The following is an 18,250-nucleotide window of genomic DNA, read 5'->3' as shown; positions in this document are numbered from 1 at the left end:
ATGGCGGCCGCCGTGCGAACGCCGCTACGCACGACCGCCGCGGACGCCCTGAAAATCGTGATCGTCGGCGGGTTCGGGGTGGGCAAGACGACCATGGTCGGCTCGGTGAGCGAGATCCGCCCGCTGAGCACCGAGGAGGTCATGACCCAGGCGAGCGTGGGCATCGACGACGCCAGCCGGGTACGGACCAAGACGACCACCACGGTGGCCTTCGACTTCGGCCGGATCACGCTGAACGCGAGCATGGTGCTTTACCTGTTCGGCGCACCCGGTCAGCAGCGGTTCTGGTTCGTGTGGGACCAGTTGTTCGCCGGCAGCCTGGGCGCGGTCGTGCTGGTGGACGCCCGCCGCCTGGAGGATTCCTGGTACTCCATCGACCGGCTGGAGCACCACCGGACCCCGTTCGTCGTCGCAGTCAACCGCTTCACCGACGGGCCCACCCTGGATTCGGTGCGCGAGGCGCTGGCGCTGTCGCCCGAGGTCCCGCTCATCGACTGCGACGCGAGAGAGCGGTCCTCGTGCAAGCACGTGCTGATCACGCTCATGGAGCACCTCACCCGCACCCACGACCAGTCGCCCGCCTGAGAGAGCATGCCGTGACGAACTCCCCTCCCCCGCCCGACTCCACAGCCCCGTCCGCCGCCTCGCCCACATCTCAGAATCCCGAGCCGAGACGAGGGCCGCTGGAGGGATACACCGACCACGCCGATGCCGTACGGCTGCACGCGTCGCTGATCGACGACGATCCGGCCGCGATATTCCAGGAGATGCGCCGCGAGCACGGGCCCCTCGTCCCCATTCTCCTCGACGACATGCCCGCCTGGTTCGTGATCGGTTACCGCGAGCTGCACCATGTCACCAGCCAGCCACAGTTGTTCGGCCGCGACCCCAGGCGCTGGAACATGCGGAATCACCTCCCCCCGGACTGGCCGTCGCTCCCGTACGTGACATGGCAGCCGTCCGTGATGTACTCCGAGGGGGTCGAGCACCAGCGGCGGAGTGGCGCCATCAGCGACGCGCTGGACACCGTCGACCGCACCGAGCTGACCCTGATCTGCGAGCAGGTCGCCGACCTCGCGATCGACGGGTTCTCAGGGGACGGCCAGACCGACCTGATCTCCCAGTACGCCTACCGGATTCCGGCTCAGGTCGTCACCCGGCTGTTCGGGCTGTCGGAGACCGACCTGCCGGACCTGGTCAAGGACGTCAACCACGTGCTGGGCGGGAGCGAGGAGGCCGCCTCGGCGCTTCCCCGAATTCTGGACAAAATAGGCCGGCTTATAGCCGACAGGCGCACCCTGCCGGGCCACGACATCACCTCGCATCTGCTGGCACACGCCGCACGGCTCACCGACGAGGAGATCGTCCAGGACCTGATCGTGTTGATGATCGCCTCCCACGACAGCAGCGCCAACTGGATCGGCAACACCCTGCGGCTGATGCTGGTGGACGACCACTTCTCGATGAGCCTGCAGGGTGGCCGCAGCAGCGTCGGCGAGGCGCTGAACGAGGTGCTGTGGAAGGATCCTCCCTCGCCGAACCTGCCCTCACGCTGGGCCGTGCAGGACTGCGAGCTGGCCGGGCGGCGCATCCGCCGGGGCGACATGCTGGTGCTCGGCGTCGCCGCGGCCAACGCCGATCCGCAGGTGCAACCGGCCGCCCATGCCGGCTCCGGCGCCAACCGGGCGCACATGTCCTTCAGCCACGGCGAGTACGGTTGCCCCTTCCCTGCGCCCGAGCTCGGCGAGATCATCGCCAAGACGGCCGTGGAGGTCCTCCTCGACCGGTTGCCCGACGTCTATCTCACCGTGAAACCGGACGCGCTACGATGGCGCCCTTCGCTGTGGGTTCGCAGCCTGGAGGCCCTGCCCGTACGGTTCAGCCCGACCGTGCCGACCGGCCAGAGCCCGTCGAACACCAGGGACGCCCCCGGGTGAGGTCAGGCCGGAGCGGAGTCCGGCGACCGGTCCGCGGCGAAGCCCGTGGCGGACAGGGAGAGCAGGCGCTCGATCAGGTCGTGGCCGGTCGACTGCTCACTCGCCCAGGCGATGCCCGCCACGAGGGCGAGGAGTTCACCGATGCCGACGCCCGCCCGGCGTGCGACGTCCCGGAGCGAGACGTCGGTCCCGTGTTCGGCGAAGGCCTCCCTGGCGACTGCCAGCAGCTGCTCGTAATTTTCGCCACCTGGCTGGAGCGGGAGGGCAGGAGCAGGTTCGAGGCCACGGACCGCCCCTGACATCGCCCGACGGGGGTTCCGCTTTCGCTCACCCGTGGGTGGCGGCCGCCCGGGCGAGGAAGAGGGTCCGCTCGCGCTCGTTGCGGGTGAGTTCGGCGGCCCGTTCGAACTCCTCGCGCGCCTCGTCGAGGCGGCCCAGTCTCACGAGCAGATCACCCCGTACGGCGGGCAGTTGCGGATAGCCCCTCAGCGCGCGCTCCGCCGCCAGCCCGTCCACGATCTCCAGGCCCCGCGCCGGGCCGTACGCCCTGCTCACCGCGACCGCGCGGTTCAACTCCACCACGGGTGAGGGGGCGAGGTGGGCGAGCACCCGGTAGAGGGCGGCCATCCGTTCCCAGTCGGTGTCGTCGGTGGACCGCGCGCGGGCGTGGCAGGCCGCGATCGCGGCCTGCAGGCCGTAGGGACCGAGCGTGCCGAGCGCCTCGGCACGTTCGAGCGCCTCCAGCCCCCGGCGGATCAGTAGCCGGTCCCACAGCCTCCGGTCCTGGTCGGGGAGCAGGACCGGCTCGCCGCCCGGCCCCGTCCTGGCCCGGAGGCGCGACGCCTGGATCTCCATCAGGGCGACGAGGCCGTGCGCCTCGGCCTCCCGCGGCATCAGGCCCGCCAGGATCCGGCCCAGGCGCAGCGCCTCCTCGCAGAGCGAGGGGCGCATCCAGTCGTCACCGGCGGTCGCCGAGTAGCCCTCGTTGAAGATGAGATAGACGACCTCCAGCACCGATGCGAGACGCTCGCCCAGCTCGGCCGGGGCGGGCAGCTCGATGCGCACCCGCTTCTCGGCGAGGGTGCGCTTGGCCCGGAAGATCCGCTGCCCGACCGTCGGTTCCGGCACCAGGAAGGCACGCGCGATCTCCTCGGTGGTCAGGCCGCCGAGCAGGCGCAGGGTGAGCGCCAGGCGCCCCTCGGTGGACAGCACCGGATGGCAGGCGGTGAAGAGCAGGCGCAGCACGTCGTCACCGATGTGGTCGTCGAGGGCGTCGTCCAGCTCGGCCTCGGCCGCCTCCTGACGGATCTCCATGTCCCGGCCGACCTCTTCGAGCTTGTGCTCGTAACGGGTCCTGCGGCGGAGCAGGTCGATCGCCCGGTGCTTGGCGGTCAGCATGAGCCAGGCTCCGGGATTATCCGGTACGCCGGATTTCGGCCACTGCTCAAGCGCCAGGACCAGGGCGTCCTGCGCGAGCTCCTCGGCCAGGCCGACATCGCGCACCATCCGGGCAAGCCCCGCGATCACCCGCGCGGACTCGATCCGCCAGACCGCCTCGACCACCCGATGAGGATCACCAACCGCCATGCCTCCCGATCCAACCATCCCGCCCGCACTCGCGGCACCTTTCGATCCCGTCGCCCGAGGCCCCCGGACACGACGCGGGCGCGCACGGAACGCGTGCCGCTCACCGGCCGGCGAGCGGCACCCGAATCGGACGGGACAGCCGGCCTTACCGGGCCCGGCACGCTTGCCCGCATTACTCGTATGACGTATTTTTTACTCATGCAAGTAAGTCAGGGCAGGGAAACACCCGCCGAGCGCTCCTTCACCGGCGCGGCCAGGCGCGCCCAGATCATCGAGGCGACCATCGAGACGATCGCCGAGCTCGGCTACGGCCAGGCGTCCTTCGCCCGGATCGCCGAACGGGCGGGGCTGAGCAGCACCCGCCTGATCTCGTACCACTTCGCCGGCAAGGACGAGCTGATGAGCGCGGCCGTCGCCGAGTTCTACGATCACATCGGACGGTTCATGGCCGAGCGGATGGCCGGCGTGACCTGTGCCCGTGACGCGCTGCGCACCTACATCACCGCGCTGGTCGCGTATATCGCGGACAACCGCCCACGAATGCGGGCGATGATGGAGATCTTCCTCAACTTCCGCGATGAGGGCGGAGCGAGCCGCTCCTACGACGAGGGCGACGAGAACGAGGTCCTCGGCCACCTCCAGCGCATCCTGCGCGACGGGCAGCGCGGCGGCGAGTTCCGCGACTTCGACACCTTCGTCATGGCGGCGACCGTGCAGCGCGCCCTGGACGGCCTGCCGTTCCTGCTGGAGGCCAGACCCGATCTCGACCTCACCGCCTGTGCCGAGGAACTGGTGACGCTGTTCGACCTGGCGACCAGGAGCGAGCCGTGAGCGCCCCGAGCGGGCGGCGCACGCTGCTGCGCCTGCTGGCCGACCTGCTCGTACCGGCCGCCCTGTACTACGTGCTGCGCTCGGCCGGGATGAGCGTCTACCTGTCCCTGCTCGTCACGAGCGTGGTGCCCGCGGCCATGGGCACCTACACGCTGGTCAGGGAGCGCAGGGTCGACGGGCTCTCCGTTTTCATGACGGCCATGATGGTGCTGGGCGTGGGGGCGTCGCTGATCAGCGGCAACGAGCGGTTCCTGCTCGCCAGGGAAGGGTGGCTGACGGCCGCCGTCGGGCTCTGGTTCCTGGCCAGCCTGCGGGTCGGGATGCCGCTCACCTTCCTGTTCAGCCGGCCGCTGCTGGAGCACAGGTTCCCGGTCCGCGGCACCGGCGAGACGTGGGATGTGCTGTGGGAGCGGATCCCCCGCTTCCGCAGGGCCTGGCGGGTCACGACCGTCCTGTGGGGCGCCGGCACCCTCCTCGACTCCGCGGCGCGCGTGGTCATGGCCTACACGCTGCCGGTCGACGCCGTCCCCGCGCTCGGCACCGCTCTGTACGCCGGCACGTCGATCACGCTCATGGTGATCGCCAACGTCTACTTCGCCACGGTGGGACTCTTCGACAGGCGGAGCGCGATGTACGCGCCGCTCGACCGCGAGCGCGCCCCGACACCCTCCACCTGAAGGAGCCCGCCGATGACCGGCGTCCTGACCCGCGCCGGGTCAGCGGCGCACCATCGACGGGTAGTCCTTGAGGGTTATGTTGGTCGCGAACCTGTCGGTCAGCCTCAGCATCAGCTTCAGCAGGAATCCGTAGCGGAAAATCCAGTTGCGCATCCGGATCCGGCCCGGGGTGCCGGGGGCGAGGAAGGGACCGGCGTTGCCGTTCCTGGCGATCCTGGCGTAGCCGCGGAACCCCTCCTCGTAGCGCCGGAAGGCGATCTGATGGTCCCCGTCCGCCGCCGCGAGCTCTCCGGCCAGGACGTACGCGCCGACCATGGCCAGGCCGGTGCCGAAACCGCCCAGCGTGTTGCCGTAGGCGGCGTCACCGAGCAGCACGACACGGCCCCTGGCGTAGTGCTCCATCCGGACCTGGCTGATCGAGTCGAGGTAGAAGTCGTCCGCCTGCCGTACCGCGTCGAGGACCGCGGGGGTCTGCCAGCCCATCCCGGCATAGGCGTCGATCACGATCCGCTTCATCGCCTCCACGTCGTAGCGGTCGTAGTCGAGCGGCGGCGAGGCGAAGGCGAAGAAGGCATCGGCTCCGGGCCCCCCGATGGCGACCAGCCTGCCGGGCTCGTTGTACATTTTCGCGATCTTCCCGAAGCGCTGCGGAAGGTCGGCCAGGGCGTAGTAGTGGCCGAGGAAGCGGACATGGTCGGCCTCGGGGCCGAAGGCCAGCCGGCGAACGTTGGAGTGGATGCCGTCCGCGCCCACCACCAGGTCGAAGACCCGCGGAGCGCCGTGCTCGAACGTGACGTGGACACCGCCCTCGGTCTCGGTGAGCGAGGTGATGGAGTCGCCGAAGACGTACCGGCACCCGGCGGCGAGCGTCCTGTCGTACAGCAGCCGGGACAACTCCCCGCGCGGGATCTCCAGCTCGCCACCGGTGAACTCGCCGGGCATCACCGCCAGCCTGCGGCCGTTCGCGTCAACGATCTCCTGGTCGGTCCCGCCGGTCTGCAACCGCCGTACGTCCTCCAGGATGCCCATCCGCTCCAGCACCGACAGGTGGGTCTCGCCTTTGAAGTCGACCGCCTGGCCTCCGAGGCGCAGGGCGGGGGCCTTCTCGACCACGGTCACGGTGTGGCCGTAGCGGTTGAGCCAGTAGGCGAGAGCGGGGCCGCCGATACTGGCGCCGGAGATCAGGACGTTGCTGTTCCTCATGTCCCCGAGCCTCACCGGGAGCGCTGACAGGCCGGTGACAGCCGGCTGACAGTCAGGAGATGGCTGTCAGCGCATCGTCCCGGCTCAGCGCGGCGCCCCTGGCGAACTCCGCGGCGAAGGCCTCCGCGCCGATGAGCTCCGTGGCGCCCGCGGCGACCCTCGCGACATCAGGGTCGCCGGTGACGGCCGCACCGCGCAACGCCACCCCCACACCGAGCAGGAACGCGGCCCGCTCCGCCGCGCCTTCGAGCAGGGCAAGCCCCGCGTACCCCTCGGTGACCTGGGCGAGATCCATCGTCACCGCCGGTGACGTGCGCGCCAGCGCGAGCGCCTCGCCGTGACGGCGCCCGGCCTCCGCGTGGTCGCCCTCTGCCTCGGCCAGCCGTCCCAGCGCGGTGAGCACGAGCGACGCGATGCTCTCGGTGACGTAACCGCCTGGGCCGACGGCGTCCAGCGCCGCCGCGTAGTGTTCGCGCGCCCGTGCGTGATCGCGGCACCGCCGGGCGAGTTCACCCCAGCCCAGCTCGATCGGCGACGACCGGTGTGACGCGCTCGTCTCGCGCGCCAGCTCGGTGGCGCGCCGCAGGTCGGCGCGGGCCGCGGGAACATCGCCCTCGCGCAGCAGCCCGTCGGCCCTCCGGCAGAGCACGTCCACCATCTCGTCCAGAGCGCCGAGCTGTTCGTGCAGATCCAGTGCCTCCCCCCACAGCCGCCTGGCCCGCGCCCAGTCCCCCCGCCAGCCGGCGATCACTCCCAGCCATTCGAGCCCCTGCGCCATCCCCCAGCGCTCGCCCACGGAGCGGAAGCTCGCCAGTGTCGACTCCAGCTCTCCCTCGGCATCGGCCACGTGGCCGTCAAGCAGGTGCATCAGGGACGCCCCGAGCATGGCCACGGCTCGGCTCCACGGGTCGGAGCCGAGCAGCCGCTCCCGCATCAGGCCGGCCCCGGGAGCCGGTGGCCCCGCGACCATGCCCCACAGAACGGACGTGAAGGGGTAGCGCAGCTCCCGGTCCAGCGACCGCATGATCTCCTCGGCCCGCGCCCACTGCGCCGGCAGGATATGCGGTACGGCCTGCAACACGCACAGGACGTACTCCTCCTCCAGCCCTTCGGGCGGCTCGGTGCCGAACCGTTCGAGCAGCCGGCGCGCCGACGAGACCGCCTGTTCCCGCCGCCCGCTCAGCCACTGGTACGCCGCCAGGGCCGCGATCAGCCGCAGCGCCGTCTCCGGGTCATCCGGTACGGCACGGCCCAGCGCGGCCCGCAGGTTGCTCTGCTCGGCGGAGAGCAGGGCCAGCCATTCGAGCTGCTCGGCCCGGCGCAACCACGGATCGGCGCGCTGTGCCAGCTCCAGGAAGTAGGCGGCGTGCCCGGCACGCACCCGCTCCCGCTCCCCCGCCTCGGCCAGCCGCTCCGCACAGAACAGGCGGATCGTGTCGAGCATCCGGTAGCGGCCGTCGCCTGCCTCGATGAGTGACTTGTCCACCAGGCCGGCCAGCACCTCGCCGGATCCGCAGATCCGTTCGACGGCCTCCAGGGACGAGCTGCCCGAGAACACCGAGAACCGCGCGGCCAGCGCCTGCTCCTCGGGGCTGAGCAGGCTCCAGCTCCAGTCCACCACCGCGTACAGCGTCCGATGCCGTGCCGCCGCGGTGCGATCACCGCGGGACAGCAGCGTGAACCGGCCGTACTCCTTCAGGCGCGCGACGATCTCCTCGACGGTGAACGACCTCAGCCTCGCCGCCGCCAGCTCGATGGCCAGCGGCAGCCCGTCCAGCATGCCGCAGATCTCGGCGACCTCGGCTCTCATGACGGAGCCGGGACGTACGGCGGCGGCTCGCTCCATGAACAGCCGCACCGAGGGATAGCCGAGTGCGTCGTCGAGATCCGTGCCGGGGGGCGGTACGGCCAGCGGCGAGAGCGGGACGAGCATCTCGCCGGTGAGCCCAAGCGGCTCGCGGCTGGTGGCCAGCACGGCCAGCTCCGGGCAGGCGTCGAGCAGCCGCCGGACGAGCGCCGCGGCCGGAGCGATCACGTGCTCGCAGTTGTCCAGGACGAGCAGGAGCTCCTGGTCTGCCAGGGCCGCCACGAGCCGGTCCGTGGGGTCGAGCCGGCCCGGCACCGGTGACCGCAGCCCCGCCTCGCGCAGACCGAGCGCGCCGAGCACCGCCAGGGGGATCTGACCTCCGTCGTCGAGCGGGGACAGATCGACGAAGCACACGTCCCGCGTCAGGCGGCGGGCCGCCTCGATGGCCAGCCTCGTCTTGCCGGTGCCGCCCGTACCGGTCAGGGTGATCAGACGGGAGTCCCGCAGCGAGTCGATCCGGTCCAGCTCGGCCTCGCGGCCCACGAAGCCGGTGAGCTGCGCGGGCAGCCGGTGCCGTACCGTCCCGGGCCTCTCCGCGCCGCGCAGGATCGCCAGGTGAAGCGCCGCCAGTTCCGGCGCCGGATCGGCGCCGAGCTCGTCCGCCAGCAGCCGCCTGACCTCGTCGAAGACGGCCAGCGCCGCGGCCTGCTGCCCGGAGGCGTGCAGCGCCCGCATGAGCTGGCCCCACAGCCGCTCGCGCAACGGGTTCTCGGCCGCCAACTGCCGCAACTCGGCTATCGAGGTGCCCTCCGGGAGCGCGAGCTCGGCCTCGACCAGGTCCTCCCGCGCCGCCAGCCGTAGCTCTTCCAGCCGGGCCGCCTGCGGCATGCCGGCCGGCGCGGGCCCTCGCCACAGCGCCAGTCCTTCGCTGAGCACCCTCGCGGCATGCTCATGCCGGCCTGCGGTCAGCAGCCTGTGCCCCTCGCGCGCGAGCCGCTCGAACCGGTGCGCGTCGACGTCATCGGGGTCGACCGCGAGCCGGTATCCGGCCCGGTGAAACGTGATCAGGCCGGGCGGCAGGCCGCGGCGGAGCCGGGACACCTGGGCCTGGATCGCGTTGGCCGCACCGGCCGGAGGATCGTCACCGTACTGCCCGTCTATCAACCGGTCCACGCTGACCAGCCGGCCCGCGTCGAGCAGGAGCAGCACCAGCAGGGCACGCGACCGGGGGCCGCCGACGGAGACGGGTTCCCCCTCCTCCGTCCGCACCTCCAACGGCCCCAGGATCCCGAACTGCACGAGACCGATTGTGGCCTATGCGCCCTACTTCATGAGGATCAGCGCGAACCTCGCGGCCGGACCCGGCTCAGAACGCGTCGCGGTACCCGGTGGCCGCGGCCCTGATCCGGTCCACCTGCGCCTCCAGCTCCCGGACATCGAACGGCACGGCCGAGGCCTCGAACTTCCTGCCCAGCGCGTGCAGCATGTCCAGGCCGTCCCAGATCGCGGCGAACTCGTCGTCGATCGGCCGCACCAGATCACCGAGTGCGCCCTCGACCCGGTGACGCAGGACGAGCATCCGCCACTTCCCAAGGAACCAGCGGAACTCCGTGAGCCGCTCGCCCGCCTCGGCGATCTCGGAGACGACCTCGCGCAGTGTCCGGTTCACCTGCTGTGCCCTGGCCGACATCTCCAGCACGCTCTCCTGCACGGCATCGCAGAGCCGGGGCACCTCGCTCAGCGAGGTACGCGGCGCGATACCGTCCGCGACCTCGGCGGCGAACGCGGCGACCATGTCGTTGTGCAGGCTCGCCAGCACGATCCGGAAGCGCAGGTCCGTGACGTACGAGCGCAGCGCGGCGAGCCTGGGCACCAGCCGCTCCAGCGTGCCCATCGCAGTGCGCGTCGGCGTGGCCATCACCCGGGCGACGTTGCTCAGCACCGGTACGGTGTCGGCGACCGTCTCGGAGGCGACCTGGGCTCCGGCGACCACCTCGTCGAGCCGGCGGGCGACGTCGAGCACCTGGGTGGACGACCGCATGAGCCGGTCGCTGAACACCCGATAGCTCTCCAGCCGCTCCACCAGGCCGGTCAGCAGCGTTTCCAGCGCTCCGACCCCGGCCAGCACCTCCGCGATCGGTCCCCGCGCCCAGGACCGGGCATAGGTCGCGGAAGCCAACCGGCCGCGCGCCGCGACCTCGGCGGTCAGCGCCTCGGTGAGGAAGTCGTCATGCGAGCCGAATCCGCGCTCTCCCAGCAGCTGTTCGATCTGTTCCCTACCGAACAGCGCCACGTCACGCCGGTTCATCCGACCGCGCTCGGCCGCCTCGAACTCGACGTCGGCGACATACTTGTATATGCGCTTGACCTCCTCGAACAGCTCGGACCGCGGCGCCATCCGAACCGACAGGAAACCCTCCGCCGAGGGCGTCATGGTGGCGAAAACCCAGTAGTGGCTGCCGTCCTTGGCCAGGTTCCGCACGTAGGCTCCCGCTGGACGCCCGGAGAGCAAGCGGTCCCACAGCAACCGGAAGACCCCGGCAGGCATGTCGGGGTGGCGCACGATGTTGTGCGATGCCCCGGTGAGCTCGTCCAGGGAGAACCGGGAGGTCCGGACGAAGACGGAGTTCCCGCTGCGGATCAACCCGTGCCGATCCGTCGTGGAGAAGAAGAGCTCCTCCGGACCGATGACCTGCTCCAGTCCGCTAGGCACGATCAACTCGCCAAAACCCATCGTCCGCCTTCCGATCTCGGGAGACGATATCAGCCGGATCCCATGGCCCCAGGTGGAGGTCACGGCCGCGCGCTCCCTTCCCCGGGACGCCCGACCTCGCCTGCCGGCGATCCCGCGAACGACTCCCGGTGTACGCGTCCAGCCCGTGAGTACGTCCGGCCGCGAAGGTGCCGGGAAACGCACGAACCCCCGGCCGGGGTTCCCGGCCGGGGGCTCGTGCACGGTGGTGGGATCAGGCGGGGGCGGCGAAGTCCTCGGGGCCGAAGACGCGCAGCACGTCGGCCTCGCCCTCCCAGCCCGCCCAGTGATCCCGGTGGATCTTCAGGAAGCGGGAGGTCCACTCGACGGCCTCCTCCTTCGAGCGGACCTGGTAGAGCGCGTAGCTGATCAGCTCCTTCGCCTCGGCGAACGGGCCGTCGGTGACGCTCAGCCTGCCCCCGGTGAGCTCGACCCGCGCGCCCTGCGCACTCGGGGCCAGCCCGGCGGTGTCGAGCAGCGCCCCGGCCCCGGTGGCCTCCTCGCCGAGCTTGGCGATGGCCTCCATCAGCTCCGCCGGCGGCGGGGTGGTGGGCTGGTTGGTGACCCTAAGAATGATCATGTATCGCATCGGATGTCTCCTTCGATCTTGTTTTCTTGACGGTGTGGTGCGGGGATCGGGTGCGCTCAGGCGCGCTGGGGGGCGGTGTGCCGGTACAGGTGCAGAGACAGGGCCGAGAGCCAGGCCCAGACGATCACTACCCCGGAGGTGAAGACAAGGTTGGCCCACGGGGCGCCCGCACCGGTCGCGATGGCGGCGAAGGCCGCGAGGAACAACCCGCCGGTGAGCCGGGAGTAAAGCACCCACCCGGTACGGCCCGCGGCGGCGAACCTGCGGCCGATGACGAAACAGGTCACGATCACGCACAGGAAACCCACCGCGCCGCAGGCGAAGTGGAGCGTCCCGGACAGGCTCACCGCCCCGGGCCCCTCCGGCGTCCCCACCGGGAAGCCCATCGCCGGATCCGCCCGGAAGATCCCCGCGCCGATCAGGCTCACCCCGTACATCCCGACGAGCCGGGGAGCCCAGGTCGCGCCCCGCCCGCCGGCCAGGGCCCGGCCCAGGCCGACCGCGCAGGCGATGACCATCAGCCCGGCGGCGACGAAGTTGGTGATCTGGATCCAGCCGAGGTCGCCGTTGGCCAGCATGCTCCATGCGTGGCGGGAGAGGTCGAACCCCTCCCGGGTCAGCGCCTGGGCCAGGGACACCCCGACGTACACCGGCCCGGCGATGATCCCGTAGCCCAGCAGCGACCTGGTGACACCGGTACGCGGGTCGCAGGTCACCGGGGGCGCGGTCCTCGTCAGCTGCTGGGTCATGGCCGTTCTCCTTACGAGTCCTGGGCCGGCTCTCGGGTGTTCCTCTCGGCCCTCTGACCACGCTTCGAACGAGACCGCCCCGATTCGACAGCCCGCTCAAATCTTTTTCAAGATCTTTTAGCACCACTGTGCGGCGCTTCGTCATGGCCGGATCTGCAAGATATGTGTCCTTGCAGCCATCGCCACGGATGGCCAAGCATGGGCGGTATGCCGAAACGCGTCGTCATCGTGCTTTTTGACGGCTTCCAGTTGCTCGATCTCGCGGGACCCGCCGATGTCTTCTCCGCGGCCGGTCTGCTGAGCCCCGGCGCCGACTACCGGGTGGAGGTCACGGCCGTCCACGCGGGAGCCGTGCGCTCCCTGTCCGGTGTCACGGTGACCGCCGAGACACCGCTGCGAAGCGTGCGAGGTCCGATCGACACGCTGCTGGTCGTCGGCGGTCTCCCGGCCCGCATGGCTGTCGTCGACACGGCGGCGTTGGTACCGGAGGTGCGCAGGCTCGCCGGGGAGTCAGGTCGTATCGGGTCCATCTGTTCGGGCACGTTGCTGCTGGCCGAGGCCGGCCTGCTGGAAGGGCGGCGGGCGACCACCCACTGGGCGGTGGGGGACCTGCTCGCCCGCGAGCATCCGAACGTACGGGTGGACGCCGACCGTATCCACGTACGCGACGGGAACGTGTGGACCTCGGCGGGGGTCACCTCGGGGATCGACCTCGCCCTTGCCCTCGTCGCCCACGACCACGGGCACGACCTGGCCAGGGAGATCTCTCGCTGGCTGGTCGTGTACCTGCAGCGACCAGGCGGGCAGAGCCAGTTCAGCACGCCGCTGAGCGCGCGGACGCCGAAGCGCGAACCCCTGCGCGACCTGCAGGGATGGATCGAGGAGAACCTCAGTGCCGACCTGTCGGTGGAGGTTCTCGCGGGACGCGTGAACACGAGTGTCCGCCACTTCTCACGCGTGTTCAGGGCCGAGGTCGGCGTGCCGCCCGCGCGGTATGTCGAGCACGCACGGACGGCGGCGGCCAAGCGACTGCTGGAGAGCACCGATGAGCCGTTCGACCGGATCGCCACCCGGGTGGGGCTGGGGACGCCCGAGACCCTCTATCGCGTCTTCCGCCGGCATCTCAAGATCTCGCCGGGAGATTACCGGCGCAGGTTCCGTGACAAGGAGAACTGACATGCACATCGCCATCCCCCTGTACCCGGGTTACGACGCCATGGACGCCCTGGGGCCGTACTTCGTGCTCCGGAACATTCCCGGCGCGACGGTCACCTTCGTGGCTGAGCGGCCAGGCGTCATCGCCGACGAGGAAGTCACGCTGACCGCCACCGCCTCCTTCGCCGATCTGCCCAGACCCGATGTCCTGGTGGTGCCGGGCGCCAAGGACGTGCAGCGGAGCATGGCGGACCAGGAATTGATCCACTACCTGAAGGCCGTACACCCGACCACCACCTGGACCACCTCGGTATGCGTGGGCTCGCTCGCGCTCGGCGCGGCAGGCCTGCTGGAGGGAGTCAGGGCGGCCACTCACTGGGTGGCCTACGACCTGCTCGCACAGTTCGGGGCGCGGCCGGTCAACGAGCGCTTCGTCAGAGACGGCAAGATCATAACTTCGGGCGGCGTGCTGGCCGGCATCGACATGGCGCTCTACCTCACGTCCCTGCTGGCGGGGCCGGACATGGCCATGGCGATCCAACTCGGGTTGGAGTACGCCCCGCAGCCACCGTTCAGCGCCGGGACGCCGAAGACCGCCCCCGGAGAGATCACCGAACTGGTGCGCTCCCTGCTGAGAGATTGACGTCGGTGCCGTGGCCGACGTCCGCCTCGCGGATCCGCACGGTCGGCGTCGCTCAGTGGGGTACCGGCGTGAGCACTGTCTCACCCGCGGGCACCCGACCGACCGCGGGACAGCGGCGCGGTACGGCCCCCCACATGTCGGGGCCGCGCGACGGTGAAATGTGCGTCTTGTACTTTGGGCCGCCCCGAGCAGCGTGGACTTTCGTACCATGTTCATGTGCTCGCCCTTCTTCGCTCCGTGTGGGACGAGCCCCGCCCTCCCAACCCGCCGTCGCGGGCTTGGCGGGACTGGGCACTCGTGGGAGTACTCGTGGCGGTCGCGGTGCTCGAAGGAGTTCTGCGGCCCGATCTTCCATGGCGGGCCGTCTCGGTGACCGTCACCGTCGGGCTGGTGCCCACGCTGTTGTGGCGCCGGACCAGGCCGCTGCTGATGGTCGTGATCGTCTTCGCCGCCACGAGCCTGGCCCCGCTGCTGACGGACGGCGACGCCCTGGAGACGTACACGATGGTGTACGTGCTGGTCCTGCTGTACTCGTTGTTCCGGTGGGGATCGGGGCGCGAGGTCGCGATCGGTTTGACGATCATGCTCGTCACGGTCTCCCTCTCGCTGTTCTCCGGCCGCCTCACCCCCGGCGACACGGTCGGCGCGTTCGCCGTCACGTTCTCGGCCATCGCCCTGGGCGGGACGTTCCGCTACCGGGCCGGGGCGAGAATGCGCGAGCTCGACCAGATCAAGCTGCTCGAACGCGAACGGCTGGCCCGCGACCTGCACGACACCGTCGCCCATCACATCTCGGCGATGGCGATCCGAGCACAGGCGGGCATCGCCACCTCGGCGTCGCGGCCCAACTCCGCGACCGAGGCACTCCACGTGATCGAGGCCGAGGCGGCACGCGCCCTCGACGAGATGCGCGCCCTGGTCCGCCTCCTGCGCCGGGACCAACCCGCGGAGTCGGCGCCCGGCCGTCGCATCACCGACCTCGAACAGCTCGCGAGCCCAGGCCGCTCCGGCCCGTCCGTCGACGTGGAGATCTCCGACGACATCGGTGACCTTCCCCTGCCGGTCGAGGCTGCGATCTACCGCATCGCCCAGGAGTCGGTCACCAACGCTCGACGGCACGCCCGTCACGCCACCCGCATCGAGGTTCGCGTCGCCGCCGACGACACATCGGTGCGCCTGCGGGTGAGCGACGACGGCGACAGCGGCCTGGTACGCCCGGCCGGGTCACCGGGATACGGGCTCATCGGCATGATCGAACGTGCTGACCTGCTGGGCGGCACCTGCGAAGCCGGCCCCGCCCCGGATCGAGGCTGGACCGTGACCGCCGTACTGCCCCGAACCGGAGCGGTGACATGAGCATCCGGGTGCTCGTCGCCGACGACCAGGAGATCGTCCGCACCGGGCTCACCATGATTCTCGACGCCCAGCCGGACATCGAGGTCGTCGGCGAAGCCGCCGACGGGTGGCGGGCCGTCCAGCTCGCGCGGCGCCTACGCCCTGACGTGTGCCTGTTCGACATCCGCATGCCCGGCCTCGACGGCATCGGAGCCACCCGCTCCCTCGCCGGGCCGGGCATCGAGGACCCCCTCGCCGTCGTCGTCATCACCACCTTCGACCTCGACGAGTACGTCTACGCCGCGCTGCGAGCCGGTGCCCGGGGTTTTCTGCTCAAGAACGCCGGAGCCGACCTGCTCTCCCAGGCCGTCCACGCCGCCGCGAACGGCGACGCGCTCATCGCCCCGAGCGTCACCGCCCGACTGCTGGGAACCTTCGCCCGCACCGTGCCCGCCACACCGCCGGTGCGCCCCATCGAGGCGCTCACGGCCCGGGAGGAACAGATCCTGGCCACCGTGGCACGTGGACGGACCAACAGCGAGATCGCCGACGAGCTGCACATCTCTCTCAGCACGGTGAAGTCCCACATCGCCAGCCTGCTGGCCAAGCTGGGCGCCCGCAACCGCGTCGAGATCGCCATGTGGGCCTACGAGACCAACCGGGTCAGGAACTGAGCCGGGTACGGCGACGCCCCCTACCATGACCGCCGGTGACCACCGGCCGGGCCGCCGGATCCCTCGCCGCGACGGCTCGGTGCGGCTCCGCTCCCGCCGTGGCGGGCCGCGGGCCGGGTCTCACCCACCGCCTCCACGACGCCCCCTTACCCCCGGTGACGGGTCCCCGTTCCTCCGCGGCCGGTGAGACCCGCCCGCGGAACATCGGCGGAGCCGGTGAAGGTACGGGGCGGACGCCTGCGGATGAACCACTCGGCCACCGCGAGGTTGATCATCCACCCGGCGCCCACGAGCAGGGCTCTGGGGAACTCCCCAGGTGTGCCGAGGAACAGGAACCAGAACAGATGGGTCAGCACCTGCGTGCCCGCGCCCAGACCGATCGCGTAACCGCGGATCATCCAGGCGCGGTGCCTGGCGACGTCCCGTCGCCGGATCGCGGCGAAGCCGAGAACAATGGCCAGGACCATGGCCGAGCCGAACACGAGCCGGAACCCGGCGAGGAGATCGCCGTCGCCGACGGGGCGGGGATAGAACAGGGTCATCCACAACCCCGAAAGCGCTGCGACGAGTCCAGATGGGACCAGAACCCGCCCGGCGACGCGGTGCCAGGCGGGCCTCCGGCGGCGGAAGCCGGGAGCGAACTGAAAGGCCCCCAGAATGCTGTACAGGCCGACGCTGAGGATGTGCAGCACCACAGGCAGGGGCGCCGCGAAGAACCGTGCGTTCTCCGATGTGATTTCCGCGCCGCCCGTCAGCTCGGTCAGGCGGACGGCTCCGGCGGCCATCGGAACAGCGCTGAGCACGACCAGCGCAGCGGGCACGAGCCAGTTCGCCCTGGCGGAGAAGGCTACGGCGGAAGTCCCTGCTGTGTTCCGGTCATCCGCCGACCGGCCGTTTCGCGGCGACTGCGGAGACGGAAGGTGTCCTGTCAGGCTCTCGTCGGTCATGACCTGATCGTGACGACTGAGACAGTGGCGGCTCATCGGTAGAACGGCCTGATCCGAGCCAGCCGATCATCCGCCAATCAGGCGTACTTTCGGCCGATGAGCCCTCTGTAGCAGCCTTCTACGCTGATTCCCGGTGGCTCGAGACACGCTTGTCGCCATCCGGCCGGCGATGCCTCCGCCCCATCGATACGGGCCACAACGTCGACCACGAATCTACGGCACGGCTGACACCCGCACCCGCGATGGATAAGGAGAATGTGATGAAAGCGTTCGTCCTACGTTCGTACGGCTCACCCGACGTACTGGATCTCACCGACATCGACAAGCCCGTGCCCGGCGACGACGAGGTGCTGGTCCGGGTGCGTGCCACCTCCGTCCAGCCCTATGACTGGCACTTCATGAGAGGGGAGCCGTACGTCTCGCGGCTGATGAGCGGCGGCCTCGGGCTGCGCAAGTCGAGGATCGACATCTTGGGCGCCGACATGGCGGGACAGGTCGAGGCGGTCGGCAAGGACGTGACGGAGTTCCGCCCCGGCGACGAGGTGTTCGCGATGCCCAAGCAGGGCGGCTTCGCCGAGTACGTGTGCGTCCGGGAAGGCGAACTGGCGCCGAAACCGAAGAACCTGTCGTTCGAGCAGGCGGCGGCGGTACCGCTGGCGGCCAACACCGCCCTGCTGGGCCTGCGCGACAAGGGACGAGTCCAGCCGGGACAGAAGGTCCTCGTCAACGGCGCTTCGGGAGGTGTGGGGACGTTCGCCGTGCAGATCGCCCGGGCGATCGGCGCGGAGGTCACCGGCGTCTGCAGCACGCGGAACGTGGGCCTGGTCCGATCGATCGGCGCGGATGAGGTCATCGACTACACCAAAGAGGACTTCACGCGGAATGGACAGCGCTACGATCTCCTGCTGGACATCGCGGGAGGCCTCTCGACGTCGGCATGCCGGCGGGTGTTGGCCCCCAGGGGGGCCCGCGTCATCATCGGCGGGCAGGCCGGCCGGTGGCTGCAACCCGTTGGCCACATGTTCTCGGCGCTCATCATGTCGCGGCTCATGTCCCAAAGGACGATCATGGCGGACGTGGTCGGATGCACGGAGAACAAACAGAACTTGATGACGCTGACCGAGCTCATCGAGGGCGGAAAAATCACTCCGGTCATCGACCGGTGTTACCCATTCGAAGAGATCCCGGCGGCCATCGGATATGTGGAAGAGGGACACGCTCCGGGAAAGGTCGTCGTCACGGTTTGAGGCACCACCGGATCCGCCACGCGCACGACGCTCGGCCGGGCCGATGCCCCGCCTGCGGAGGACCCCTTGATCGCCCAAGGGGTCTCCGCGTTCGGTCACTCCTCCGAAGAACTCGTC

Annotated in this window: 17 protein-coding genes; 9 read left to right on the top strand and 8 right to left on the bottom strand. The window is 70.3% G+C overall.

Going from position 1 to position 18,250, the window contains the following annotated elements:
• Together ABZU75_RS06295 and ABZU75_RS06290 are read left to right on the top strand one after the other, a co-directional pair.
• On the top strand, positions 1 to 585 hold the full coding sequence (locus tag ABZU75_RS06295; RefSeq protein WP_355550078.1) for an ATP/GTP-binding protein: 585 nt from the start codon (positions 1 to 3) through the stop codon (positions 583 to 585).
• A gap of 11 nt (positions 586 to 596) precedes the next feature.
• Entirely contained in the window at positions 597 to 1,937 is a 1,341-nt protein-coding gene (locus ABZU75_RS06290) for a cytochrome P450 (RefSeq protein ID WP_355550076.1), read from the top strand.
• A gap of 2 nt (positions 1,938 to 1,939) precedes the next feature.
• Here ABZU75_RS06290 and ABZU75_RS06285 read toward each other — a convergent pair whose 3' ends face one another.
• Together ABZU75_RS06285 and ABZU75_RS06280 are read right to left on the bottom strand one after the other, a co-directional pair.
• Positions 1,940 to 2,239, bottom strand: coding sequence for a TetR family transcriptional regulator (locus ABZU75_RS06285; protein WP_355550074.1), 300 nt, complete (start codon positions 2,237 to 2,239; stop codon positions 1,940 to 1,942).
• Positions 2,240 to 2,264: 25 nt separating this feature from the next.
• Entirely contained in the window at positions 2,265 to 3,524 is a 1,260-nt protein-coding gene (locus ABZU75_RS06280) for an RNA polymerase sigma factor (RefSeq protein ID WP_355550072.1), read from the bottom strand.
• A 198-nt stretch (positions 3,525 to 3,722) separates the two neighbouring features.
• Here ABZU75_RS06280 and ABZU75_RS06275 point away from each other — a divergent pair, with 198 nt between their 5' ends.
• Entirely contained in the window at positions 3,723 to 4,355 is a 633-nt protein-coding gene (locus tag ABZU75_RS06275) for a TetR/AcrR family transcriptional regulator (protein ID WP_355550070.1), read from the top strand.
• Complete coding sequence (locus ABZU75_RS06270; RefSeq protein WP_355550068.1) at positions 4,352 to 5,032, top strand: VC0807 family protein; 681 nt, start codon at positions 4,352 to 4,354, stop codon at positions 5,030 to 5,032. The genes ABZU75_RS06275 and ABZU75_RS06270 overlap by 4 nt, the downstream gene beginning before the upstream one ends.
• 39 nt (positions 5,033 to 5,071) lie before the next feature.
• On the opposite strand, the gene ABZU75_RS06265 is transcribed toward ABZU75_RS06270, so the two are convergent.
• The 5 genes from ABZU75_RS06265 to ABZU75_RS06245 form a co-directional block, all read right to left on the bottom strand.
• Entirely contained in the window at positions 5,072 to 6,235 is a 1,164-nt protein-coding gene (locus ABZU75_RS06265; protein WP_355550066.1) for an FAD-dependent monooxygenase, read from the bottom strand.
• A gap of 52 nt (positions 6,236 to 6,287) precedes the next feature.
• Positions 6,288 to 9,341 (bottom strand): BTAD domain-containing putative transcriptional regulator, encoded by a 3,054-nt coding sequence (locus ABZU75_RS06260; RefSeq protein WP_355550064.1) that lies wholly within the window; start codon positions 9,339 to 9,341, stop codon positions 6,288 to 6,290.
• A 67-nt stretch (positions 9,342 to 9,408) separates the two neighbouring features.
• On the bottom strand, positions 9,409 to 10,755 hold the full coding sequence (locus ABZU75_RS06255; RefSeq protein ID WP_355550062.1) for a PAS domain-containing protein: 1,347 nt from the start codon (positions 10,753 to 10,755) through the stop codon (positions 9,409 to 9,411).
• Positions 10,756 to 11,008: 253 nt separating this feature from the next.
• Positions 11,009 to 11,374, bottom strand: a complete 366-nt coding sequence (locus tag ABZU75_RS06250; RefSeq protein WP_355550060.1) for a YciI family protein — start codon at positions 11,372 to 11,374, stop codon at positions 11,009 to 11,011.
• 65 nt (positions 11,375 to 11,439) lie between these two features.
• Positions 11,440 to 12,132 (bottom strand): DUF998 domain-containing protein, encoded by a 693-nt coding sequence (locus ABZU75_RS06245; protein WP_355550058.1) that lies wholly within the window; start codon positions 12,130 to 12,132, stop codon positions 11,440 to 11,442.
• A 207-nt stretch (positions 12,133 to 12,339) separates the two neighbouring features.
• On the opposite strand from ABZU75_RS06245, the gene ABZU75_RS06240 reads away from it, so the two are divergent.
• The 4 genes from ABZU75_RS06240 (at position 12,340) to ABZU75_RS06225 (ending at position 15,939) form a co-directional block, all read left to right on the top strand.
• Positions 12,340 to 13,308, top strand: coding sequence for a DJ-1/PfpI family protein (locus ABZU75_RS06240; RefSeq protein WP_355550056.1), 969 nt, complete (start codon positions 12,340 to 12,342; stop codon positions 13,306 to 13,308).
• Position 13,309: 1 nt separating this feature from the next.
• Positions 13,310 to 13,930 (top strand): DJ-1/PfpI family protein, encoded by a 621-nt coding sequence (locus tag ABZU75_RS06235; protein ID WP_355550054.1) that lies wholly within the window; start codon positions 13,310 to 13,312, stop codon positions 13,928 to 13,930.
• A 216-nt stretch (positions 13,931 to 14,146) separates the two neighbouring features.
• Complete coding sequence (locus tag ABZU75_RS06230; protein WP_355550052.1) at positions 14,147 to 15,286, top strand: sensor histidine kinase; 1,140 nt, start codon at positions 14,147 to 14,149, stop codon at positions 15,284 to 15,286.
• Positions 15,283 to 15,939, top strand: coding sequence for a response regulator transcription factor (locus ABZU75_RS06225; protein ID WP_355550050.1), 657 nt, complete (start codon positions 15,283 to 15,285; stop codon positions 15,937 to 15,939). The genes ABZU75_RS06230 and ABZU75_RS06225 overlap by 4 nt, the downstream gene beginning before the upstream one ends.
• A 146-nt stretch (positions 15,940 to 16,085) precedes the next feature.
• Here the strand turns inward: ABZU75_RS06225 and ABZU75_RS06220 are convergent, their stop codons facing one another.
• Entirely contained in the window at positions 16,086 to 16,760 is a 675-nt protein-coding gene (locus tag ABZU75_RS06220) for a DUF2306 domain-containing protein (RefSeq protein ID WP_355550048.1), read from the bottom strand.
• A gap of 386 nt (positions 16,761 to 17,146) precedes the next feature.
• On the opposite strand from ABZU75_RS06220, the gene ABZU75_RS06215 reads away from it, so the two are divergent.
• On the top strand, positions 17,147 to 18,133 hold the full coding sequence (locus tag ABZU75_RS06215; RefSeq protein ID WP_355550046.1) for an NAD(P)-dependent alcohol dehydrogenase: 987 nt from the start codon (positions 17,147 to 17,149) through the stop codon (positions 18,131 to 18,133).
• Positions 18,134 to 18,250: the final 117 nt, after the last annotated feature.

It is taken from the genome of Streptosporangium sp. NPDC005286, assembly GCF_040607515.1.
Lineage (GTDB): Bacteria > Actinomycetota > Actinomycetes > Streptosporangiales > Streptosporangiaceae > Streptosporangium.
This window is presented reverse-complemented; position numbering and strand designations above follow the sequence as displayed.